This is a genomic window from Pseudomonas sp. MF6751 (assembly GCF_016613265.1).
Classification (GTDB): Bacteria; Pseudomonadota; Gammaproteobacteria; order Pseudomonadales; family Pseudomonadaceae; genus Aquipseudomonas; species Aquipseudomonas fluorescens_BV.
Genome location: NZ_JAENSV010000031.1, coordinates 13,346 through 34,497, shown reverse-complemented (window position 1 = coordinate 34,497; position 21,152 = coordinate 13,346). Strand labels below are relative to the sequence as shown.

At 60.8% G+C, this 21,152-nt stretch carries 19 protein-coding genes, 1 other RNA gene and 1 pseudogene; 14 read left to right on the top strand and 7 right to left on the bottom strand.

Going from position 1 to position 21,152, the window contains the following annotated elements; genetic code table 11:
• Positions 1-206: 206 nt before the first annotated feature.
• Both zipA and ligA read left to right on the top strand, forming a co-directional pair.
• Entirely contained in the window at positions 207-1,070 is an 864-nt protein-coding gene (gene zipA / locus JJD66_RS20960) for a cell division protein ZipA (RefSeq protein WP_054898611.1), read from the top strand.
• Positions 1,071-1,157: 87 nt separating this feature from the next.
• Positions 1,158-3,524 (top strand): NAD-dependent DNA ligase LigA, encoded by a 2,367-nt coding sequence (gene ligA / locus JJD66_RS20955; RefSeq protein WP_198714522.1) that lies wholly within the window; start codon positions 1,158-1,160, stop codon positions 3,522-3,524.
• A 37-nt stretch (positions 3,525-3,561) separates the two neighbouring features.
• Here ligA and JJD66_RS28155 read toward each other — a convergent pair.
• Positions 3,562-3,678 (bottom strand): annotated as a pseudogene (locus JJD66_RS28155) (outer membrane lipoprotein carrier protein LolA); the annotation flags it as partial.
• Positions 3,679-3,746: 68 nt separating this feature from the next.
• Here JJD66_RS28155 and JJD66_RS20950 point away from each other — a divergent pair.
• From JJD66_RS20950 to JJD66_RS20930, 5 genes are all read left to right on the top strand, one after another.
• On the top strand, positions 3,747-4,913 hold the full coding sequence (locus tag JJD66_RS20950; protein WP_200648922.1) for a zinc-binding metallopeptidase family protein: 1,167 nt from the start codon (positions 3,747-3,749) through the stop codon (positions 4,911-4,913).
• A gap of 98 nt (positions 4,914-5,011) precedes the next feature.
• Positions 5,012-5,108, top strand: an RNA gene (gene ffs / locus JJD66_RS20945) — signal recognition particle sRNA small type.
• Between the two features lie 150 nt (positions 5,109-5,258).
• Positions 5,259-7,220: a hypothetical protein gene (locus JJD66_RS20940; protein WP_200648921.1), complete on the top strand. Its 1,962-nt coding sequence runs from the start codon at positions 5,259-5,261 to the stop codon at positions 7,218-7,220.
• A 158-nt stretch (positions 7,221-7,378) separates the two neighbouring features.
• The gene (locus JJD66_RS20935) at positions 7,379-8,425 is read left to right on the top strand and encodes an N-acetylmuramidase family protein (RefSeq protein WP_200648920.1); all 1,047 of its coding nucleotides are present in this window, start codon (positions 7,379-7,381) and stop codon (positions 8,423-8,425) included.
• A gap of 1 nt (position 8,426) precedes the next feature.
• Positions 8,427-9,017, top strand: coding sequence for a hypothetical protein (locus tag JJD66_RS20930; protein ID WP_200648919.1), 591 nt, complete (start codon positions 8,427-8,429; stop codon positions 9,015-9,017).
• Positions 9,018-9,035: 18 nt separating this feature from the next.
• On the opposite strand, the gene JJD66_RS20925 is transcribed toward JJD66_RS20930, so the two are convergent.
• Positions 9,036-9,899 carry a LysR family transcriptional regulator gene (locus JJD66_RS20925; protein ID WP_060772981.1) on the bottom strand — a complete coding sequence of 288 codons (864 nt, stop codon included), beginning with the start codon at positions 9,897-9,899 and terminating at the stop codon, positions 9,036-9,038.
• A 98-nt stretch (positions 9,900-9,997) separates the two neighbouring features.
• Here JJD66_RS20925 and JJD66_RS20920 point away from each other — a divergent pair, with 98 nt between their 5' ends.
• The 6 genes from JJD66_RS20920 (at position 9,998) to JJD66_RS20895 (ending at position 16,685) form a co-directional block, all read left to right on the top strand.
• On the top strand, positions 9,998-10,939 hold the full coding sequence (locus JJD66_RS20920) for a DMT family transporter (RefSeq protein ID WP_200648918.1): 942 nt from the start codon (positions 9,998-10,000) through the stop codon (positions 10,937-10,939).
• A 77-nt stretch (positions 10,940-11,016) separates the two neighbouring features.
• Complete coding sequence (dnaX, locus tag JJD66_RS20915; protein ID WP_054898606.1) at positions 11,017-13,092, top strand: DNA polymerase III subunit gamma/tau; 2,076 nt, start codon at positions 11,017-11,019, stop codon at positions 13,090-13,092.
• Positions 13,093-13,135: 43 nt separating this feature from the next.
• Positions 13,136-13,474: a YbaB/EbfC family nucleoid-associated protein gene (locus tag JJD66_RS20910; RefSeq protein WP_003193199.1), complete on the top strand. Its 339-nt coding sequence runs from the start codon at positions 13,136-13,138 to the stop codon at positions 13,472-13,474.
• A 140-nt stretch (positions 13,475-13,614) separates the two neighbouring features.
• Positions 13,615-14,649, top strand: a complete 1,035-nt coding sequence (locus tag JJD66_RS20905; RefSeq protein WP_003193196.1) for an NADP-dependent oxidoreductase — start codon at positions 13,615-13,617, stop codon at positions 14,647-14,649.
• A 66-nt stretch (positions 14,650-14,715) separates the two neighbouring features.
• On the top strand, positions 14,716-15,318 hold the full coding sequence (recR, locus tag JJD66_RS20900) for a recombination mediator RecR (protein WP_014719453.1): 603 nt from the start codon (positions 14,716-14,718) through the stop codon (positions 15,316-15,318).
• 218 nt (positions 15,319-15,536) lie between these two features.
• A complete protein-coding gene (locus JJD66_RS20895) occupies positions 15,537-16,685 on the top strand; it encodes an acyl-CoA dehydrogenase family protein (RefSeq protein ID WP_200648917.1) in 1,149 nt (382 codons plus the stop codon).
• Between the two features lie 109 nt (positions 16,686-16,794).
• Here JJD66_RS20895 and JJD66_RS20890 read toward each other — a convergent pair whose 3' ends face one another.
• Both JJD66_RS20890 and fnr read right to left on the bottom strand, forming a co-directional pair.
• Complete coding sequence (locus tag JJD66_RS20890; RefSeq protein WP_003193191.1) at positions 16,795-17,343, bottom strand: adenine phosphoribosyltransferase; 549 nt, start codon at positions 17,341-17,343, stop codon at positions 16,795-16,797.
• 76 nt (positions 17,344-17,419) lie between these two features.
• A complete protein-coding gene (fnr, locus tag JJD66_RS20885) occupies positions 17,420-18,154 on the bottom strand; it encodes a fumarate/nitrate reduction transcriptional regulator Fnr (protein WP_005790290.1) in 735 nt (244 codons plus the stop codon).
• A gap of 152 nt (positions 18,155-18,306) precedes the next feature.
• Between fnr and JJD66_RS20880 the strand changes: the two genes are divergently transcribed.
• On the top strand, positions 18,307-18,774 hold the full coding sequence (locus JJD66_RS20880; protein ID WP_200648916.1) for a FlxA-like family protein: 468 nt from the start codon (positions 18,307-18,309) through the stop codon (positions 18,772-18,774).
• Here the strand turns inward: JJD66_RS20880 and hemN are convergent, their stop codons facing one another.
• The 3 genes from hemN to ccoS form a co-directional block, all read right to left on the bottom strand.
• Positions 18,775-20,157 carry an oxygen-independent coproporphyrinogen III oxidase gene (gene hemN, locus JJD66_RS20875; RefSeq protein WP_200648915.1) on the bottom strand — a complete coding sequence of 461 codons (1,383 nt, stop codon included), beginning with the start codon at positions 20,155-20,157 and terminating at the stop codon, positions 18,775-18,777.
• Positions 20,158-20,260: 103 nt separating this feature from the next.
• On the bottom strand, positions 20,261-20,944 hold the full coding sequence (locus JJD66_RS20870; RefSeq protein ID WP_200648914.1) for a sulfite exporter TauE/SafE family protein: 684 nt from the start codon (positions 20,942-20,944) through the stop codon (positions 20,261-20,263).
• On the bottom strand, positions 20,937-21,149 hold the full coding sequence (gene ccoS / locus JJD66_RS20865; RefSeq protein WP_054898601.1) for a cbb3-type cytochrome oxidase assembly protein CcoS: 213 nt from the start codon (positions 21,147-21,149) through the stop codon (positions 20,937-20,939). Before ccoS ends, JJD66_RS20870 begins: the two co-directional genes overlap by 8 nt.
• Between the last annotated feature and the right edge of the window lie 3 nt (positions 21,150-21,152).

Genomic DNA, 21,152 nt, shown 5'->3' with positions numbered 1-21,152 from the left:
GGGAAAGTGGCAAATGGACATATTTGTTCAAGGCATTTTGACAGACGGTGTAAAGTTATCTTTGGTCGTGCTAGTTTAATGTCAATTTTTCGTGTGCGTGGGCAAAACGTCAGTCAGAACATAGAGTTGGCGCCACGTTTTAAAGCGGTTTGCACGGTGCTAAACCCCTTATTTTTCAGCATTTTTTATTAGAGGCACGGGATTACATGGAAATCGGTCTGCGCGAGTGGCTGATCGTCATCGGCATTATTGTCATTGCCGGTATTCTTTTTGATGGCTGGCGCCGCATGCGCGGTGGCAAGGGCAAGCTCAAGTTCCGGCTGGACCGAAACCTGTCCAACTTGCCTGACGACGACGGCGCCGCCGAGCTGCTGGGGCCGCCCCGTGTGCTGGATACCCATAAAGAGCCGCAACTGGATGAGCACGACCTGCCGTCGATGAGCGCCCCGCTGCGTGAAGCCCGCGAGCCGTCGTCCAAACGTGGCAAGCGCGGTAGCGCGGCGGTTGCCGAGCCGCACCAGGGCGACCTGAACCTCGACGTCGATGATGGCCCGAGTTTCAGCAGCCGCGATGACGATTTCCCGGACGAGACGTCCGCCAAGAGTGCGGCGCGCCAATCGGTCAACGATCAGCCGGCTGCCGAAGAAGTCCTGGTCATCAGCGTGATCTGCCGCGATGCCGGCGGTTTCAAAGGCCCGGCACTCTTGCAGAACATCCTCGAAAGCGGCCTGCGTTTTGGCGAGATGGATATCTTCCATCGTCACGAAAGCATGGCCGGTAACGGCGAAGTGCTGTTCTCCATGGCCAACGCGGTCAAGCCCGGCACGTTCGATCTGGACGATATCGACCTGTTCAGTACCCCGGCGGTGAGTTTCTTCCTTGGCCTGCCAGGCCCGCGTCACCCGAAACAAGCGTTCGACGTGATGGTAGCCGCTGCGCGCAAGCTGTCCCAGGAACTCAACGGCGAGCTCAAGGACGACCAGCGCAGCGTGCTCACCGCCCAGACCATCGAACACTACCGTCAGCGCATCGTCGAGTTCGAGCGTCGCGCCCTGACACAGAAACGCTGAGGATCGATCTTAAGCGTTGTCTGTAGAATCCGTGCACTAACATATTGAGCAGCTTCGGCTGCTCTTTTGCTTTATGAGAGAACACCCATGACCGCCGCCCATACCCGCATCCTCGAACTGCGCGCTGAACTGGATCAGCACAACTATCGCTACCACGTCCTCGACGAGCCGAGCATTCCGGACGCCGAATACGACCGCCTGTTCCACGAGCTCAAGGCCCTGGAGGCCGAGCACCCGGAACTGGTGACGCGTGATTCACCGACGCAGCGGGTCGGCAGTGCGGCATTGTCGGCGTTCACCCAGGTCAAGCACGAGATCCCGATGCTCAGCCTGGGCAACGCCTTCGATGAAACCACCATGCTGGAGTTTGATCGCCGGGTCACCGAGGGCCTTGATCTGCCGGTGGGCGATCTGTTTGGCGCTGGCGCGGCGGTGGAATACAGCTGCGAGCCGAAGCTGGATGGCCTGGCGGTCAGCCTGCTGTACCAGGATGGCGAGCTGGTGCGCGGTGCCACCCGGGGCGACGGCACCACCGGCGAGGACATCAGCGTCAATGTGCGCACCGTGCGCAATATCCCCCTGAAACTGCACGGCACGGGCTGGCCGGCCACCCTGGAAGTGCGCGGTGAAGTGTTCATGTCCAAGGCCGGTTTCGAGCGATTGAACGCCTCGCAACTGGAAGTGGGCGGCAAGACCTTCGCCAACCCGCGCAACGCCGCGGCGGGCAGCCTGCGCCAACTGGACTCGAAGATCACCGCCAGTCGCCCGCTGGAATTCTGCTGCTATGGCATCGGCCAGGTGACCGCGGATATCAGCGACACCCATATCGGCAACCTCAAGCAGTTGCAGAAGTGGGGGATGCCGATCAGCCACGAGTTGAAGCTGGCCAAGGGTATCCAGGAGTGCCTGGACTACTACCGCGACATCGGCGAGCGCCGCAATGCGCTGGGCTATGAAATCGACGGCGTGGTGTTCAAGGTCAACAGCATTGCCTACCAGCGTGAACTGGGCTTCCGTGCCCGCGAGCCGCGCTGGGCGATCGCGCACAAATTCCCGGCCATGGAAGAACTCACCGAGCTGCTCGACGTGGAGTTCCAGGTCGGTCGTACCGGTGCGGTCACGCCGGTGGCGCGCCTCAAGCCGGTCAAGGTGGCCGGCGTGACCGTGTCCAATGCCACCCTGCATAACATGGATGAGGTTGCCCGCCTGGGGCTGATGGTCGGCGACACCGTGATCATCCGCCGCGCCGGTGATGTGATTCCGCAGGTGGTCTCGGTGGTCACCGAACGCCGCCCGGAAAACGCCCGCGCCGTGCAGATCCCGCAGAATTGCCCGGTGTGCGGTTCCCATGTGGAGCGCACGCAACTGGTCAAGCGTAGCAAGGGCAAGGAAACCGTCAGCGAAGGCGCGGTGTACCGTTGCGTCGGGCGCCTGGCCTGCGGCGCGCAGCTCAAGCAGGCAATCATTCATTTCGTCTCGCGCCGGGCCATGGACATTGACGGCCTGGGCGACAAGACCATCGAGCAACTGGTGGATGAACAGCTCATCGGTTCGCCGGCCGATCTCTACAAGCTCAAATATGAACAGATCATCGACCTGGAAGGCTTTGCCGATATTTCCAGCAAGAAGCTGATCAGCGCCATCGAAAACAGCAAGACCCCGACCCTGGCGCGCTTCATCTACGCCTTGGGCATTCCCGACGTGGGCGAGGAGACGGCCAAAGTCCTGGCGCGCTCGCTGGCGTCCCTGGAGCGCGTTCAAAAGGCGTTGCCAGAGGTGCTGACGTACTTGCCGGATGTAGGGCTGGAAGTGGCCCATGAGATCCATAGCTTCTTTGAAGACGGCCACAACCAGCAGGTGATTGGCGCGCTGTTGTCGCCGCACGAGTGCGGCCTGCAATTGCAGGAGCAGGGCGAGCTCAGCGCGGAATTCGCCGCCAGCACCACCTTGGGCGGTTTGCTCGACAAGCTGCACGTGCCGTCTGTGGGGCCAGGTGCTGCGCAGAAGCTCGCGGACAAGTTCGGTTCGCTGGAGGGCGTAATCAAGGCTGACTGGCTCGATATGCGCCAGGCGCTGCCCGAGAAACAAGCCAAGGCTGTACGGGACTTTTTCGATAATGCCGACAACGCCAGCCATGCCCTGGCCATCGAGCAGCAGCTCAAGGACTTTGGCATGCACTGGCAGAGCGAGAAAAAGGTCGTTGAAGGCTTGCCCGAAGCCGGGCACACCTGGGTACTCACGGGCTCCCTGGAGCTGATGAGCCGCGATGTGGCCAAGGACAAGCTCGAAAGCCTGGGGGCCAAGGTGGCCGGTTCCGTTTCGGCGAAAACCCACTGTGTGGTGGCGGGGCCCGGCGCCGGCTCGAAACTGGCCAAGGCCAATGAGCTGGGCCTGAAAGTACTGGACGAAGAGGCCTTCGTCACCTTCCTGGCCAAGCACAACATCACCGTCTGATTGATCGTCCCCACTCCGCGTGAGAGCGATCTCTCAACACTGTAGGAGCGAGCTTGCTCGCGAAGAACCAAAGGGCGTCGCTGTAAATCAGGCGCCCCGCATTATCGTTAACGATCTTCGCGAGCAAGCTCGCTCCTACAGGGAGCAGAGGCATCTCCTGCACGTGTTGAACGATCTCTCCCGAGAAATGATCTAGTCTCTGTCACCCAGGGAGAGATCGCCATGTTCCGTTACTTCGAGCAACTCAGCACGCGCATCGCCGCTCCGTTCATGGCCGAAACCTCGCGCAACAGCAAGGTGTGGCAATGCCGGTGTGGCCAGTCGCTGTTTTTTCGCAACAGCCAATGCCTGGCCTGCCAGGCGGCATTGGGTTACCAGCCGCAGCAAAGCCGCCTGTCGTCCTTGCAACCTGGGCCGGCGGTCGGTACTTGGCTGGCGGACGATAATCTCGATGCCGGCGCATTCCGGCGCTGTGCAAACCTCGATTCACCCGCCGCCTGCAACTGGCTGATTCCTGCTCACAGCACTGCACCGTTGTGCGTGGCCTGTAGCCTGAACCGCACCATTCCTGACCTATCAATTGCGGAAAACCACGAACGCTGGCGCAAGGTCGAAACCGCCAAACGCCGCTTGGTCGCGCAACTGATCAGCCTGGGCTTGCAAGTGCTGCCCAAGAGCGTTGATGAAGAGACTGGCCTGGCCTTCGACTTCATCGGCATCGACCTAAAAGGCAACGCGCCCACCACCGGTCACGCCAATGGGCTGATCACCCTGGACATCAAGGAAGCCGACGACGCCCACCGTGAAAAAGTCCGCGTACAGATGCGCGAGCCATACCGCACCTTGCTTGGCCATTTTCGCCATGAAGTCGGCCATTACTACTGGGATCGCCTGATCGCCAACAGTCACTGGCTCACACCTTTTCGCAACCTGTTCGGCGACGAACGCGCCAGTTATGCCGAGGCCCTCGACCGGCACTACCAGAACGGCCCGCGCCCGGACTGGCAACTCACCTGCGTGAGCGCCTACGCCACCATGCATCCCTGGGAAGACTGGGCCGAAACCTGGGCCCACTACCTGCACATGATGGACGCCGTGGACACGGCCCTGGGCTTTGGCATGAGCGCCCGCGAGATGGACCTGGATTACCAGCCATTCCCCCTGACCACACTCTACGACCCCCAACACCCTGGCGGCCCGGCATTCCTCTGCTTCGTCAATGCCTGGATCGAACTGGCCGGCATGCTCAACGAACTGTCCCGCGCCATGGGCCAGCCGGATTTCTACCCCTTCGTGCTACCGCCCGCGGTGATTGCCAAGCTGCACTTTATTCACTTGGTCATCCAGGAAGAGGGCGGCAGGGCCGATGGGGTTATGGCAAGTGCTTGAGCCTTCTCATTTTTTAATCCGGAACCAACGGTTGTAACTTCCGATGAGATGGGTACAATGGCGCGGCTTGCCGAGAGGCAGCGTCGTTATGGTGACCCCATCGGTCCCCCCGCAACGATTACCCGTGAACCTGGTCAGAGCCGGAAGGCAGCAGCCACAGCGGGAACATTGTGTGCCGGGGTGTGGCTGGTGGGGTTGCCTCCATAACGCTCCCTTCTGCAGTCCCTTCTAAAACTCAAGTTATTTTCAGCCAGTCATCTGTGATGCTTCTTGCACAGCGCATGACGGTCATTTCGCGTCTAGTGGCATACTCCCAAGCGTCTCTTTCCCTGGCTACGAGGCTCTATGCACTCGGAACATTTCGACTTATCCAGCCCCGTATTCTTGCCGATCACCGAGCACACCTGTGCGGGTTTGTTGGGCGGCGAGGGTATCGATGCGCTTGTAGCCCTGAGTGAGCCCGAATTGGCGGCGGTGTTGGTGATCCAGAACCTGGCGCAGGTCCCGGAAAGCGACCTGAGCGCCAATGGTGCTGAAAAAGTGTTGGCCAAACTGATTGACTGGGCAGTCGATGCCAGCCATTCGGCCAGTGTGTCCTTGCTCTCTGAAGCGCAGCGGCTGTTCGATCAGAGGAAGCTGTATTTCGGCCTCAATGTGGTCAAAAGCCTGAAGCTGCGCTTTCTGCTGGAGGAGGAAGTACAGGCTCGGGACTATCTGTTGCCCAGTGGCAAATGGGACGTCGAGTATAAAGTCCGCCACCTCAAGGCCAATGATCCGTTCAGCCAGCAGGTGATCACGCCCAGGCATCGCGAGCGCTGGTTGAGCGCCGAGCAAGACAAGCTGCTCAGAACCTTCCGCGCCAACCTGAACGAAGACCTGCATGTTCAAGGCTATGCAGGCATTGGCAAGAGTCACCTGCTGGTGGCCTTGCTGGAGCACCTGCGCCCGGAAAAGACCTTATTGTTGGCACGCACCCCGGCAAAACTCGAAACCCTGCGTGCGCGCATGGTGGGAGCGCGGGAGCGTAAGGCCGGGCATACCTTCCAGGACTTCGCCCATGCTCTATTGCATGGCCCGAGGCCAAAGCCGCTGAATACGCCGGCGAGGGTGCCGACCAAGCAGGCGCTCGCTCAAGAGCTGAATATCTTTGGTTTCCGCCGCCTGGAAGGGCAAGCGGTGGTGGAGGTGTGCCTCAAGGTGCTTGAGGCCTACTGCCGCTCCTGGGAGTACAGCTTGTCGGCCCAGCATTTGCCGCATTTCAAGCAACCGCTCGCCGGCGTCGATGCCAGGGCGCTGCTCGAATATGCCAGCCGGTTATGGGGCTACCTAGAGGCGAACCCGGCCTGGGGCCGGCATACCGGGTTTGAAGGCTTGTTGATGATCAAGCGCGCCAGCCTTGCAGGCTGCGTGGTGCCCGAGCGCTATACCCATGTGCTCATCGATGAGAGCCAGGACATCCCGGCGCCGCTGTTGCAAATCATCGAGCGCGGCCGCCAGGTGCTGATCACTTTGGGGGATGAGTATCAGCAGGCCAGTGGCGGCGTGGTCAAGCGTGCCCGTGAGGTTCGCCATACCGACGTGTGCTACTCCGTGCGTTCCGGGCGCAATGTCGAGCGCCTGGTCAACCCGTTGATCAGCTTGCACTCGGAAAAAAGCAAATCGCTTTTCGAGGGCGCGCGCGATGCCGATGTCGGCATTGAGTTTTATCCGCAGGGTTTCGTGCCCCCGCAAGGTTGCGTGGTGTTGACCGCTTCCCATTGGGACACCATGCAGTGGGCGATCCAGCTGAGCCACGCCCGCTGTGCGTTCGGCCTGGCGAGCAAAGAGGCCCAGCAGTCGCTCAAGCATTTCATGGACACGGTCATCGCGTTGTTCAAACCCGATTTCTATAGCAATGAGTTCAATGACCTCGGCCCCCATGCGTTTTTCAGCGACATGGCCGATTGGCAGCAGGTGCGCGAAGCCTGCCAGTTCGATGAGGCGTTTCTGTGGGTCGAGGCCGAGCTGGAAAAAGGCTTTAACGTGGCGGATGTCACGCGTTTGAACAGGTTGATTGGCCATCCGGACGAGCGCGTCCTGTTGATGCTGGCGCAGGATGCGGGTGGCATGGAGTTCGACCGGGTACTGCTCACCCCGGAATTGTTGACCAATGTGAAGTTCCAGGACGCCTACGCGTTCGATCAACGACTCTGTGCGGTGTATATCGCGATTTCACGGGCCAGGGTGCAGTTGTACCTGCCCTACGATGTGGTCGAGTGGCTCGACTATCACAAGTATCAAAAGACCCGTGAATCCCACGGTTACTGACGGTTTTAATCCGGCTGTTTCACAACTTTCATAAAGCCCTCTGGACAATCCGCAGACCGCCTTGTTAGCTTGCGCCGGCCACTTGTTTCAGAGTATGACAAGGGCATGGATTTGATGTTGAAGTGCTATCACTTCTTTCACTCACAAGGATGTCTGTCATGAAAAGCCTGCAAGGGTTGCCTCGTCTTATCAGTGCTTCGGTAGGGACGCCCGGCAAAGCCCGCAACTTGCCCGCCGATGTTCAGTGCATCCAGTATTTATTCAATTTGATCATTCCCAAGATGGGGTTTGCCTTGCTGGAAAACGGCAAGTGCGACGGCCAGTTGGTGCAGTGCATCAGCCAGTATCAGTTTCGCCATCTCAAGTACGCCCATCCCGATGGCGTGATCGACCCCACCGGGCGGACGTTCAACAGTCTGATCGAAGAGGCGCTGAAGGTACCGGTGCGGGCTTTTCCCAATACGCGCATTCCGACGTTTCTCAACATTTTCGGCAATAACAACGTCGATGCGGTACAGGCCACGGTCAATGTGTACCTGGACCGCGTGCGTGCGGTGATCGAGGCCGAGCGGCGTAACCGGCAGTTGATGATGCAGTCCACCTGCGATGGCGGGACGACATTGAGCGATACGGATTTCCAGAACGCCGCCAAGCAATTGGGCAACGGCATTTCGGTGAATGTGGTCAAGGCGTTCGCCACGGTGGAGTCGGGCGGGAAGGTGGGGTTCGGGCCCGCCAAGTTGCCGATCATCGCTTTTGAAGGGCACCACTTTCGCAAGTACACCAAGCACATCTACGACCAGTCGCAGCCGCTGCTGTCGTATATCTACAAGAAAAAAGCCGGCCCGCAATGGCAGGCGAACAACAAGGATCAGGTCAAGGCCTGGGAGACCATGGCCACCGCCTTTGCGCTGGATCAGGAAGCCGCCTTGATGTCGGCCTCCTGGGGCATGTTTCAAATCATGGGGTTCAATTTTGCTGCGTGCGGATTCAAGACGGTGTTTGAGTTCGTGGCGTCATTAAAGATCAATGCCGGTAACCAACTCAAAGCCTATCTCAGCCTTTGCAGCCACAACTCGGCATTATTGAGTGCCATGAAAAACAAGGACTTTACCGCCATGGCCCGAAACTATAACGGTGATGATTACGGCAACTATGACGTCCTGATGAAACAAGCCTACGAAGCCTTTGAAGGGAAGAAATAAGATGATTCGTTATCTGGCGATGGGAGTGTTGTCGTGGTGCGCCGTGGCGCCTGCGTTGGCCGGCCCGGCGGCGTTGCATTCAGGCCAATATGAAGGGCTGATGCTGGCGGTGACGCCGGGGCATCAGGTGGAGGGTTTCTACCAGGAATCGATGGGCGAGGGTGTGGCCCGTGGTTGCACGTTCTACTTGCAAGGCAAACCCGAAGCGCTCACCACCTGGCTGGACGCTGCCTACCCAGGCAGTGTGGCAGCGGCGTCCGACGGGGTGACCCTGACCGTGGCGCAGGGCCGTCAACACCCCGGCTGCATCAACGTGCTGATGCCGGAAATCGCCACCGGCCTGGAGCTGAGCCAGACCGCCAGCAAACAATGGATCGGCTTGGTGACGGTGTCTGCCGACAAGGCTTACTTGCTGAAAACGCCGGGCGCCAAAGCGGCAAAGCGGCCCTACATCGTCAAGCATGACGTAGTGGGCGTACTGGCATTCAAGGACGGCTGGGCGCAGGTGGAATTCATCAACGCTGACGACCGTTCGTTCACGGGCTGGATCAGCCAGGGCCAGTACGCACGGTTGGCTGCGCCGAAGCCCTAAATTGTAGGAGCGAGCAAGTCAGCCAAAGGTCTCGCGCAGTAGCCCGGCAAACGCATCTCGCGCCAGGTGCCGCTGGGTGTCCGTGTGCCAGAACAACAGGTTGTCCACGGGCGCCAGTGCTTCAAAGCGATACGATGCCAGCTGATTGGCCTGTTCATAGCGCGCCAGGATCCCCTCGGGTGCCAACGCCACGCCAATCCCCGCGCTCACGCATCCGATGATCGTGCCCCAACTGGCGTAGCTGGCGATTGCTGGCTTGATGTCATGGGGCTTGAGCCAGTTTTCCAGGGCGGCGCGATAAGGGCAGCCCGGCGGCCACACCAGCAGGGTTCGGCCGGCCAGGTCCTCGGCACTGTTGATAGGGGCGCTGCACGCGCTGGCGATCAGCACCAGGCGCTCGCTGTAGACCACGCTCTGTTCCAGCTTTGTGCGTTTGCCGCCGGCAGCCACCAGCGCCACATCCAGGCGGTGGTGCTGCAGGTCATCCAGCAGTTGCGCCCAGGCACCGGTGACCAGTTCCAGGCTGACATCGGGATAGCGCCGGTGGTATTCCGCCAGCAGCGGTGGCAAGCGCCCGCTGGCGCTGGATTCCACCGCACCGATGCGCAAGGTGCCACGGGGAATGGCGCTGGCATCCACGGCGCGTTTGGATTCATCCACCAAGGCCAGGATACGTTCGCAGTAATCCAGGAAGATCTCTCCCGCGGCGCTGATCGCCAGCCCTCGGCCAGCACGGATAAACAGCGGTGTGCCCAACTCGCTTTCCAGCTGCTTGATGCGCGTGGTGATATTGGACGGCACGCAGTGCAATTGCAGCGCAGCCTGGGCCACGCTGCCGGTTTGCGCCACGGCTCGTACCATTTTCAGTTGGGCCAGTTCCATTGCTCAGTTCCAATGATTTCAGAAGTCAGAAACGCTTAATTGTCCTATGCCTGGCCTGGGCCAAGACTGCCAGCATTCCTTTTGCGTGGATGCTGTCGATGAATACTCCGTCACCTCTAAAGCTTACGCTAGTCATTGCCAGCGTCATCCTCTGTTGGGCGTATTCCCCCATCGGCGTACACATGGGGCTGCACAGTTACAGCCCCGGCCAATTGGCGCTGCTGCGGTTTTTGATCGCGTCGGTATTCATGGGCGGCGTGGCCTCGGTGGTGGGAATTGGACGGCCACCATTGCGCGACCTGCCGTGGTTGTTGGTGCTGGGCTTTTTCGGGGTGTTCCTGCACCACACCAGTCTCAATTACGGGCAGCAATGGGTGACGGCGGCAGCGTCGAGTGTGTTGGCACAGTCGGCGCCATTGTTCAGTGTGTTGATCGCGTTTTTGTGCTTGAAGGAGCAGGTCAGCACCTGGCGCTGGGGCTGCGTGCTGTTGGGGTTGGCCGGCGTAGTGGGGGTGATCTGGGGCGACCGGGGCATAGGCGATATCAACCCACGGGGTTTGCTGATCTTGTTGGCGGCCTGCTCATGGAGTGTGTACTTCGCCATCCAGCGACATTACGCCCATCGCTACAGCCCGTTGACCATGGCGTGCTACATGGTGTGGTCCGGCACCCTGATGCTGTGCGTGAACCTGCCGGGTCTGCCCGCCGCCATCGTGCAGGCACCGATGGTGGAGAATCTTGCCGTGCTGGTGCTGGGCATTTTTCCCAGTGCCTTGGCCTATCTGGCCTGGGGTTATGTGTTGAAGCACGTCGAGGTCAGTCGTGCGTCGGTGGCGATGTACCTGATTCCACCGGTTGCCATGCTGATGGCCGCCACGCTGCTTGGCGAACACGTCACCCTGCAGGTGATGCTGGGCGCGGTGATCGTGCTGGCAAGTGTCGCCGCTATCAGCCTGGAAGGGCGTTGGCGCTCAAGTGTGCTAGCAGAACGCCCGCAGGGGCCCTCCGGGAGGCCAATCGAACAAGCTTCGTCAGATTAGACGAGCGTGCCGGATGCAATTTCCCCCTTGCTCCGCTAGCATTACCGGCTTCTGCTTCCCAGTTGCGACGGTTTTCGATGAGTTATCAGGTTCTTGCACGTAAATGGCGCCCGCGCTCGTTCCGCGAAATGGTCGGCCAGACCCATGTGCTCAAGGCTCTGATCAATGCCTTGGACAGCCAACGGCTGCACCACGCCTACCTGTTCACCGGTACGCGCGGGGTGGGCAAGACCACGATTGCGCGCATCATCGCCAAGTGCCTGAATTGTGAAACCGGTATTACCTCGACGCCTTGTGGCACCTGTTCGGTGTGCCGTGAGATCGACGAAGGGCGTTTCGTTGACCTGATCGAGATCGATGCCGCGAGCCGAACCAAGGTCGAAGACACCCGCGAACTGCTGGACAACGTGCAGTACGCGCCGAGCCGTGGCCGCTTCAAGGTCTACCTGATCGACGAAGTGCACATGCTGTCCAGCCACTCCTTCAACGCCTTGTTGAAAACCCTGGAAGAGCCGCCGCCCTACGTCAAGTTCATCCTGGCCACCACCGACCCGCAGAAACTTCCGGCAACGATTTTGTCGCGGTGCCTGCAGTTCTCCCTGAAAAACATGACCCCCGAGCGTGTGGTCGAGCATTTGACCCATGTGCTGGGCGTCGAGAACGTACCGTTCGAAGACGACGCGCTGTGGTTGCTGGGCCGCGCCGCCGATGGTTCGATGCGCGATGCCATGAGCCTCACCGACCAGGCCATCGCGTTTGGTGAAGGCAAGGTCATGGCCGCCGACGTGCGCGCCATGCTCGGTACCCTGGACCACGGCCAGGTGTTTGACGTGCTGCACGCGCTGATCGAAGGGGACGCCAAGGCGTTGCTCGAAGCGGTGCGCCACCTGTCGGAGCAAGGCCCGGACTGGAATGGCGTGCTTTCGGAAATCCTCAACGTATTGCACCGCGTCGCCATCGCCCAGGCCCTGCCGGAAGGCGTGGACAACGGCCATGGCGACCGTGATCGCGTATTGGCCCTGGCCCAGGCCTTGCCGGCCGAAGACGTACAGTTCTACTACCAGATGGGCCTCATCGGTCGCCGCGACCTGCCCCTGGCACCCGACCCTCGGGGTGGCTTTGAAATGGTGCTGCTGCGCATGCTGGCATTCCGGCCGGCAGATTCGGCAGACGCACCGAGACAGCCGCTAAAGCCAGTGGGGATCAGCCAGGCCACAGTTGATTCCGCCAAACCAGTGGCTGGCGCGGCCGTTGTCGCGCCAGTAGTTACTGCGCCTGCGGTTGCTGTGCCTGAGCCGGTTGCGCCGGCACCTGAGCCTGAACCTGCGCCGGTTGCCGTCGCACCGGTGGTCGAGCCCGAGCCGGTCATCGAGCCCGAGCCCGTTGTCGACTTGCCTTGGAATGACCCGGTCGAAGCGCAAGTAGAGCCCGAGCAACAGCCCGCCGTGGAGCCCGTGCTGGAAACCACCGGCGAGCAACCCGAGCTGACACCGATGCCTGCGCCGACTCCGGACAGCGTGGTGCCGGATGCCCCTGAGTGGGTATCGGCCCCCGTTCCTGAACCGACGGTCGCCCAGGTCGACGCGGCCACTCCCGGCATTGACCTGGACGACGAACCGCCGCTGGACGAAGACTACATCGAGCCGGACATGGATTCGGCCTACAGCTACCTGGACGATTTGGCCAGTGAGCACACCGCGGAACCTGCGCCCGAGCCCGAGGCAGAGCCTGCCGCGGCTCCGGCTACCGGCCTGGCCCTGCAATGGCTGGAATTGTTTCCGAAATTGCCGATCTCCGGCATGACCGGCAGTATCGCCGCCAACTGCACCCTGATTTCCATCGAAGGCGACCACTGGCTGCTGCACCTGGACCCGGCCCATAGCGCCTTGTTCAACGCCACCCAGCAGCGCCGGCTCAACGATGCGCTCAACCAGTACCATGGGCGCACGCTGACCATCGCCATCGAGCTGATCAAGCCCGAGCAGGAAACCCCGGCCCAGGCAGCGACCCGTCGGCGCCTTAACCGCCAGCGCGAGGCCGAGGACTCGATCCACGCAGATCCGCTTATCCAACAAATGATGCAACAGTTCGGTGCGGTCGTCCGCCACGATACTATTGAACCTGTCGAAGCCCCGGTGCCCCAAGCGTCATGACACCGGGCTACTCATTGATCCACGTACTTTTGAGGTGATTCCCATGATGAAAGGTGGCATGGCCGGCCTGATGAAGCAGGCGCAGCAGATGCAGGAAAAAATGGCCAAGATGCAGGAAGAGCTGGCCAACGCCGAAGTCACCGGTAAAGCCGGTGGCGATATGGTCAGCGTGGTGATGACCGGTCGTCACGACATCAAGCGTGTCAGCATCGACCCAAGCGTATTGCCGGGCGTGGGTGAAGATGACCTGGAAATGCTCGAAGCGCTGTTCGCCGCAGCCGTCAACGACGCTGTGCGCAAGATCGAAGCCAACAGCCAGGACAAAATGTCCGGCGTGACCGCTGGCATGCAACTGCCACCGGGAATGAAACTGCCGTTCTGATACACGCTTTAGCTAGACTCAAATGCCAGGCATCGCGCCTGGCATTTTTTTTGGCCGGTCGAAACATCGAACCCCAGGCCTTCACCGATGGTCTGCACCCTATACCGTTGAAACCACTCACCGATAAAGGAGCCCCGCTGATGCCTCAAGAAATGACGCTCAACCAACGCATCGTTCTGGTCTCACGCCCTCAAGGCGCACCCACGCCCGAAAACTTTCGCCTGGAACGTGTGAGCCTGCCGGACCTGGCAGACGGTCAGGTGTTGCTCAAGACCCTGTACCTGTCCCTGGACCCCTACATGCGTGGACGCATGAGTGATGCGCCTTCCTACGCCGCGCCCGTGGAAATCGGCGAGGTGATGACCGGTGGGGCTGTCAGCCGTGTCGAGCAATCGCGCAACCCGAAATTCGAAGTGGGCGACCTGGTGGTCGGCGCCACTGGCTGGCAAAGCCACTGCATTTGCGAAGGCCATAACCTGATCCCGCTGCCCAAGGGGTTGCCGAGTCCGTCGATGGCCTTGGGCGTACTGGGTATGCCGGGCATGACGGCCTACATGGGCTTGATGGATATCGGCCAGCCCAAGGCCGGGGAAACCCTGGTGGTGGCGGCTGCGTCTGGCGCGGTGGGGTCGGTGGTGGGCCAGGTGGCCAAGCTCAAGGGCTTGCGCGTGGTGGGCATTGCCGGTGGCGCAGACAAGTGCCGCTACGTGGTGGATGAGTTGGGCTTTGACGCCTGTATCGACCACAAGAGCGAAGATTTTGCCCATGAGCTGGCCCTGGCCTGTTTCAAAGGCGTGGACATTTATTTCGAAAACGTCGGCGGTAAAGTCTTCGATGCCGTGCTGCCTTTGCTCAACCCCAAAGCGCGCGTGCCGCTGTGCGGGTTGATTGCCGGCTATAACGCCCATGAAGCGCCCAGCGGCCCTGACCGTTTGCCGGCCCTGCAACGCACCTTGCTGACCAAGCGGGTGCGCATCCAGGGCTTTATCGTGTTCGATGACTACGGCGACCGCCAGCCGGAGTTCCTCAGTGCCATGGCGCCTTGGGTGCGCGAGGGCAAGATCAAGTTCCGCGAGGACGTGGTCGACGGCCTGGAGCAGGCGCCCGAAGCCTTTATCGGCCTGCTCGAAGGGCGCAACTTCGGCAAGTTGGTGGTGCGCGTCGCGCAGGATTGAGTATTTGACGCTAATCCGGGGCGCGGGTATAAACCGCGTCTCGTTGTTTTGTCGGACCCTTCGCCCATGAGCTTCAGCCCCCTGATTCGCCAACTGATCGACGCCTTGCGCACTTTGCCCGGCGTCGGCCAGAAAACTGCCCAGCGCATGGCGCTGCAACTGCTGGAGCGTGACCGCAGCGGCGGCACCCGCCTGGCCCAGGCCCTGAGCCAGGCCATGGAGGGCGTGGGCCACTGCCGCCAGTGCCGCACCCTCACCGAAGAAGAACTCTGCCCGCAATGCGCCGACCCGCGTCGCGACGACACGTTGCTGTGCGTGGTGGAAGGGCCGATGGATGTGTACGCCGTGGAGCAGACCGGTTACCGCGGGCGTTACTTTGTGCTCAAGGGCCACCTGTCGCCGCTCGACGGTTTGGGGCCGGAAGCCATCGGTATCCCGCAATTGGTGGCACGAATCGAAGAGCAGGGCACCTTTACCGAAGTGATCCTGGCAACCAACCCGACGGTGGAAGGTGAAGCCACTGCGCACTACATCGCCCAGTTGCTGACCAATAAAGGTTTGATTACTTCACGGATCGCCCATGGCGTACCGTTGGGTGGCGAGCTGGAATTGGTGGACGGCGGCACCCTGGCGCACTCGTTCGCAGGCCGCAAACCCATCGCGCTCTAAAGCCTATTGCAATCTGGGACTTCCTAACCCTGTAGGAGCGAGCTTGCTCGCGAAAAACTAATAGGCGCCGCGTTCACTCAGGAAGCACGCGTTATCGTTGACGTTTTTCGCGAGCAAGCTCGCTCCTACAGGATTAGCGCAGACACAGTCCCTGTGCATGACTTGATAACCAAGCAAGCGCTTGGTAAGTTCGCTCCATCTCGCCATGGAGCTTGCCGATGTCCGCCTATCAGGAATACTTCGACCCCAGCCACCAATTGGTCCGCGACAGCGTGCGCCGCTTCGTCGAACGCGAGATGTTGCCCGGCATCGAGCAATGGGAGGAAGCGGAAAGTTTTCCCCGCGAGCTTTACCTCAAGGCCGGTGCGGCGGGCATTCTGGGCATCGGCTACCCCGAGGCGCTGGGTGGCAGCCACGAAGGCGATCTGTTCGCCAAGGTCGCCGCCAGCGAAGAACTGATGCGCTGCGGCTCCGGTGGCGTGGTGGCAGGGCTCGGCTCCCTGGATATCGGCCTGCCGCCCATCGTCAAATGGGCCCGGCCCGACGTGCGTGAGCGCATAGCGCCTCTGGTGCTCGCCGGCGAGAAGATCATCGCCCTGGCGGTCACCGAGCCCAGCGGCGGCTCGGATGTAGCCAACCTGCAAACCCGCGCCGTACGTGAAGGCGAGCATTACCGCGTGAGCGGCGCCAAGACCTTTATCACCAGCGGCATTCGCGCTGATTTCTACACCGTGGCCGTGCGCACGGGCGGGCCGGGCTTTGGCGGCATCAGCCTGCTGCTGATTGAAAAAGACACGCCCGGTTTTACCGTCGGCCAGCCACTGAAGAAGATGGGCTGGTGGGCGTCGGACACCGCCGAGTTATTCTTCGATGACTGCCGCGTGCCTGTGGGCAATCTCGTCGGTGTAGAGAACATGGGCTTTGCCTGCATCATGGGCAACTTCCAGAGCGAGCGCCTGGCCTTGGCCCTCATGGCCAACATGACCGCGCAACTGGCCTTGGAGGAAAGCCTCCAGTGGGCCGCCCAGCGCGAAGCATTCGGCAAACCCATCGGCAAATTCCAGGTGCTCAAGCATCGCCTGGCGGAAATGGCTACCGCCGTGGAGGTTTCCCGCGAGTTCACCTATCGCCAGGCCGCGAAGATGGCCGCCGGCAAGAGCGTGATCAAAGAGATTTCCATGGCCAAGAATCTGGCCACCGATACCGCTGATCGGGTGACGTATGACGCGGTGCAGATATTGGGCGGGCAGGGATATATGCGTGGCAGTCTGGTGGAGCGGATGTATCGCGATAACCGGATTTTGTCGATTGGTGGCGGGACGCGCGAAGTGATGAATGAAATCATCAGTAAGCAGATGGGGTTGTAAACCGGGGTGTTCTTTCGGGCCTCATCGCGGGCAAGCCCGGCTCCCACAGGGGAATGCATTCCAAGGTGGGAGCCGGGCTTGCCCGCGATGGCGTCAGTACTGACGACGCTTATCTCTCGGTCAGCCCGAACTGTGTCAGGCAAAACGTCGGAATCCCCATGTCTGCCAACCGCTGTGAGCCACCCAGCTCTGGCAAATCAATAATCGCCGCGGCTTCAAAGATCTTTGCTCCCATGCGCCGCACCAGGTTCGCCGCCGCAATCAGGGTGCCGCCGGTGGCGATCAGGTCATCGAACATCAGCACGGAGTCGCCTTCGCACAGGCTGTCGGCATGCACTTCCAGGAAGGCTTCGCCGTACTCGGTCTGGTAACCCTCGGCCAGCACGTCCGCCGGCAGCTTGCCTTGCTTGCGGAACAGGATGAGCGGCTTGTTGAGTTGGTAGGCGATGATCGAGCCGATCAGGAAGCCACGGGCATCCATTGCACCGATATGGGTGAAATCGGCTTCGACATAGCGTTGGGCAAAGCTGTCGGCCACCAGGCGCAGGGCGCGGGGCGATTGGAACAGCGGCGTGATGTCACGAAAGATCACACCCGGCTTGGGGAAGTCGATAACGGGGCGAATCAGGGATTTGATGTCGAACGAATCAAAAGTCATCGTCGAGGAGTCCAGAGCGGAAAACGGACTCGAAGTATACCTGCGGCCTCGCGGGTTGGCGCGGCCGCAGCCTGGATCAGACCTCCAGCGAACCGCCAGCCAATGCACACAGCTGGATCGGGTCGAGGATATGCACTTCTTTACCCTCGGCGGCAATCAACTGGTTCTGTTGGAAACGGGTAAACACGCGGGACACAGTCTCCACTGCCAGGCCCAGGTAATTACCGATCTCATTGCGCGACATGCTCAGGCGGAACTGGTTTGCCGAGAACCCACGGGCGCGAAAGCGCGCCGATAGGTTGACCAGGAACGTGGCGATACGCTCGTCGGCGGTTTTCTTCGACAGCAGCAGCATCATTTGCTGGTCGTCACGAATCTCGCGGCTCATCACGCGCATCAACTGGCGGCGCAATTGCGGCAGTTGCAGGGCCAGTTCATCCAGGCGCTCGAAAGGAATTTCGCACACCGACGTGGTTTCCAGGGCCTGGGCCGACACCGGATGAATCTCGGTGTCCATTCCCGACAGCCCGACCAACTCACTGGGCAGGTGAAAACCGGTGATTTGCTCTTCGCCGCCGTCGCTGAGGCTGAAGGTCTTCAATGCGCCCGAGCGTACTGCATAGACGGAATCAAACTTGTCGCCCTGGCGAAACAGAAACTCGCCTTTTTTCAGTGGGCGGCCGCGTTTGACGATGTCGTCCAGCGCATCCATGTCTTCCAGATTCAACGAAAGTGGCAGGCAGAGGGGGGCCAGGCTGCAATCCTTGCAATGGGCCTGGCTGTGAGCGCGCAGTTTGACTGGCTCGGACATTTCTTAAATCCTTGTGGGAAAACACACATAAGACGTAAGGGTAACGCACTGGGGGGCAGCGAAGCCAGCGTGTACAGAAAACCTGCACAGGTATAAAGATTTGTTGCTTGAGGTCGATACAAAGAGCACATCTCTTAGACGGAGCTCGGATCATGTCTGTTATAGCGGCCTACAACCCGGCTATTCGCATCCCTGTTGTGCCTGACGCGAAGCCGGTTACTGCGCTCAAGGACGAAGATCCCACCCTTGAAAAATCTTCTGAAACCAAGGTCGTGGAAGGTGTGACAGTGACTATTTCCGCTGCGGCATTCAAAGCTGCAGGCGTTGAGCAGCGCAGCAATGCGGACATCGATGACAGTGGCCTGGAAGATAGCGTCAAACAGGTATTGAAAATGATCCGCCAACTGAAGCAACAGATCGCCGAAAAACAGGCCGAACTGGCGGCGGTGGCCGCAGACAATACTCTTTCCCCTGAAGAGGCGCGTGCCAAGGCCAGCGCGCTGCAGACCGAGATCGGTTCGCTGCAGGCTGGCCTGATGTCGGCTCAGACGTCGCTGGCCAAGGCGATGAAAGGCATGAGTGCCGAGGATTCGATGAAAGCTGCCTCCCTGGCGATGTAATCAAATCACCCGCGAAAACCGTTGCCTGTTCTGGTGCTCCAGGTAGGCATCGAACACCATGCACACCGAGCGCACCAACAAGCGCCCGGCCGGCAGCACGCGAATGCCCTGGGCGTCCAGTTCGATCAAGCCATCATCAGCCATTGTCTGCAATTGCGGCCATAACTCGGCAAAATAGCCGCGAAAATCGATGTTGTACGCCTGTTCGACCCCCTCGAATGCCAGGCTGAAATTGCAGATCAACTGCTGGATCACGTCCCGTCGCAACCGGTCGTCCGTAGTGCAGACCAGGCCGCGGCTGGTCGCCAGTTGCGCGCCCGCCAAGGCATTCTGGTACTGGTTCAGGTCACTGCTGTTCTGGCAATACAAGTCGCCGATCTGGCTGATCGCCGAGACCCCCAGCCCAATCAGGTCGCAATGCCCGTGGGTGGTGTAACCCTGGAAGTTGCGCTGCAGCTTGCCTTCTTCCTGGGCCACCGCCAGTTCGTCGTCCGGCAGCGCAAAGTGGTCCATGCCGATGTAGCGGTAACCGGCCTGGGTCAGCTGTTCGATGGTGGTTTGCAGCATCAGCAGTTTTTCTGCCGGCGAGGGCAGGTCGTCGGTGTTGATCCGCCGCTGGGGCATGAAGCGTTCCGGCAGGTGCGCGTAGTTGAACACCGACAGGCGGTCAGGCTGCAAGCGGATAACTTCCTCCACGGTGCGCGCAAAGTTCAACGGCGACTGCTTGGGCAGGCCGTAGATCAGGTCGATATTGATCGAGCGAAATTGCAAGGTGCGCGCTGCATCGATCACGGCGCGGGTTTCCTCTAGGCTTTGCAGGCGGTTGACCGCCCGTTGCACGTCGGGGTCGAGGTCTTGCAGGCCGATGCTCACGCGGTTGAAGCCCAGTTCGCGTAGCAGGCCCATGGTGGCCCAGTCGGCTTCGCGCGGGTCGATTTCGATGCCGTAGTCGCCCGAGTCATCATCCAGCAAATTGAAATGCTGGCGCAGGCGTGTCATCACCTGGCGCAGTTCATCGTGGCTGAGAAACGTTGGCGTACCGCCGCCGAAATGCAGTTGCTCAACGGGTTGCTGCGGGTCGAGGTGGCAGGCCACCAATTGGATCTCGTGCTCCAGGCGCTGCAGGTAGGCCTGGGCGCGCCCCCGGTCCTTGGTGATCACCTTGTTGCAGGCGCAGTAGTAGCAAATGTTGGCGCAGAAGGGTACATGCACGTACAGCGACAGTGGCCGCACGGCCTTGCGGCTGTCACGCAGGGCGTGGAGCAGGTCGAAGGTGCCGACCTGGCTGTCAAATTGTACGGCGGTGGGGTAGGACGTGTAGCGCGGCCCCGCCAAGTCGTAGCGGTGAATCAGATCTGTGTCCCAACGAATGGCGTCGAGCATGCGGGCGGTCCCCCGGATTGGCTAGTGGGCCGAGTCTAGGGGCAGGGCGGTGCAGCCATCTTGATTTGCATCAACGGGGAGCGGCGCTATGCCACAGGGCCTGTTAATGCCCCATTAGCCAGTGCTGATGAGGGCCGGGCAAGGTCCAGAGGCCGAAGATCATCACCAGCACCCCACCGGTCACCCGCACGCTGCGCTTGCGCAATAACGCCGTCACCCGTTCGGCGGCCAGCCCGGTGGCCAGCAGCACCGGCCAGGTGCCCAGCCCGAACGCCAGCATCAGCAAGGCGCTGTCCAGTGCATTGCCCTGGCTCGCCGCCCATAGCAGGGTGCTGTAGACGAGCCCGCACGGCAACCAGCCCCACAGCGCACCCAGCAACAAGGCGCGGGGCAGGCTGGACACCGGCAGCAAACGGTTGGCCACCGGCTGCAGATGCCGCCATAGGCCGCGCCCCAGGCTCTCGATACGGGTGAGGCCGCTCCACCAGCCGGCCAGGTATAGGCCCATGCAGATCAGCAGTAACCCGGCGAGGACGCGCATGAACATCGCCGCCGGGCTGTTGGCCACCGCCCAGCCGGCCAGACCGATCAATAAACCGGCGGTGGCATAGCTGAGGATGCGCCCCAGGTTGTACACCAGCAGCAGGCGAAAACGGCGGCTGCGTTGTTCCTTGGGAATCGCCAGGGTCAGCGCGCCCATCAATCCGCCGCACATGCCCAGGCAGTGGCCGCCGCCGAGCAGGCCGAGGATCAGCGCCGAGACCAGCAAGGGCATCAGCTCAAGCATGAGGGGGCTCTTTGGGCGGTTGCTCGGGGTTGTTGGCTTCATCGATGGCGGCCAGGTGGTTCGGGTCCTGGTCGTCGAACAGCACGCTGTGGGCCGGGCCATCGAGGTCTTCGTACTGGCCGCTGTCCACGGCCCAGAAGAAGATGTAGATGGCCACGCCCACTAACAGCAGTGCCGCCGGAATCATTACATAGAGAGCTGGCATCTG

Coding starts and splice junctions, on each gene's coding strand:
- JJD66_RS20935 (WP_200648920.1), top strand. CDS start 7,379: ATGAAAAGCCTGCAAGGGTTGCCTCGTCTTATCAGTGCTTCGGTAGGG.
- JJD66_RS20910 (WP_003193199.1), top strand. CDS start 13,136: ATGATGAAAGGTGGCATGGCCGGCCTGATGAAGCAGGCGCAGCAGATG.
- fnr (WP_005790290.1), bottom strand. CDS start 18,154: ATGTCCGAGCCAGTCAAACTGCGCGCTCACAGCCAGGCCCATTGCAAG.
- JJD66_RS20920 (WP_200648918.1), top strand. CDS start 9,998: ATGAATACTCCGTCACCTCTAAAGCTTACGCTAGTCATTGCCAGCGTC.
- JJD66_RS20925 (WP_060772981.1), bottom strand. CDS start 9,899: ATGGAACTGGCCCAACTGAAAATGGTACGAGCCGTGGCGCAAACCGGC.
- JJD66_RS20940 (WP_200648921.1), top strand. CDS start 5,259: ATGCACTCGGAACATTTCGACTTATCCAGCCCCGTATTCTTGCCGATC.
- JJD66_RS20930 (WP_200648919.1), top strand. CDS start 8,427: ATGATTCGTTATCTGGCGATGGGAGTGTTGTCGTGGTGCGCCGTGGCG.
- zipA (WP_054898611.1), top strand. CDS start 207: ATGGAAATCGGTCTGCGCGAGTGGCTGATCGTCATCGGCATTATTGTC.
- JJD66_RS20950 (WP_200648922.1), top strand. CDS start 3,747: ATGTTCCGTTACTTCGAGCAACTCAGCACGCGCATCGCCGCTCCGTTC.
- hemN (WP_200648915.1), bottom strand. CDS start 20,157: ATGCTCGACGCCATTCGTTGGGACACAGATCTGATTCACCGCTACGAC.
- JJD66_RS20880 (WP_200648916.1), top strand. CDS start 18,307: ATGTCTGTTATAGCGGCCTACAACCCGGCTATTCGCATCCCTGTTGTG.
- JJD66_RS20895 (WP_200648917.1), top strand. CDS start 15,537: ATGTCCGCCTATCAGGAATACTTCGACCCCAGCCACCAATTGGTCCGC.
- ccoS (WP_054898601.1), bottom strand. CDS start 21,149: ATGCCAGCTCTCTATGTAATGATTCCGGCGGCACTGCTGTTAGTGGGC.
- recR (WP_014719453.1), top strand. CDS start 14,716: ATGAGCTTCAGCCCCCTGATTCGCCAACTGATCGACGCCTTGCGCACT.
- ligA (WP_198714522.1), top strand. CDS start 1,158: ATGACCGCCGCCCATACCCGCATCCTCGAACTGCGCGCTGAACTGGAT.
- JJD66_RS20890 (WP_003193191.1), bottom strand. CDS start 17,343: ATGACTTTTGATTCGTTCGACATCAAATCCCTGATTCGCCCCGTTATC.
- JJD66_RS20905 (WP_003193196.1), top strand. CDS start 13,615: ATGCCTCAAGAAATGACGCTCAACCAACGCATCGTTCTGGTCTCACGC.
- dnaX (WP_054898606.1), top strand. CDS start 11,017: ATGAGTTATCAGGTTCTTGCACGTAAATGGCGCCCGCGCTCGTTCCGC.
- JJD66_RS20870 (WP_200648914.1), bottom strand. CDS start 20,944: ATGCTTGAGCTGATGCCCTTGCTGGTCTCGGCGCTGATCCTCGGCCTG.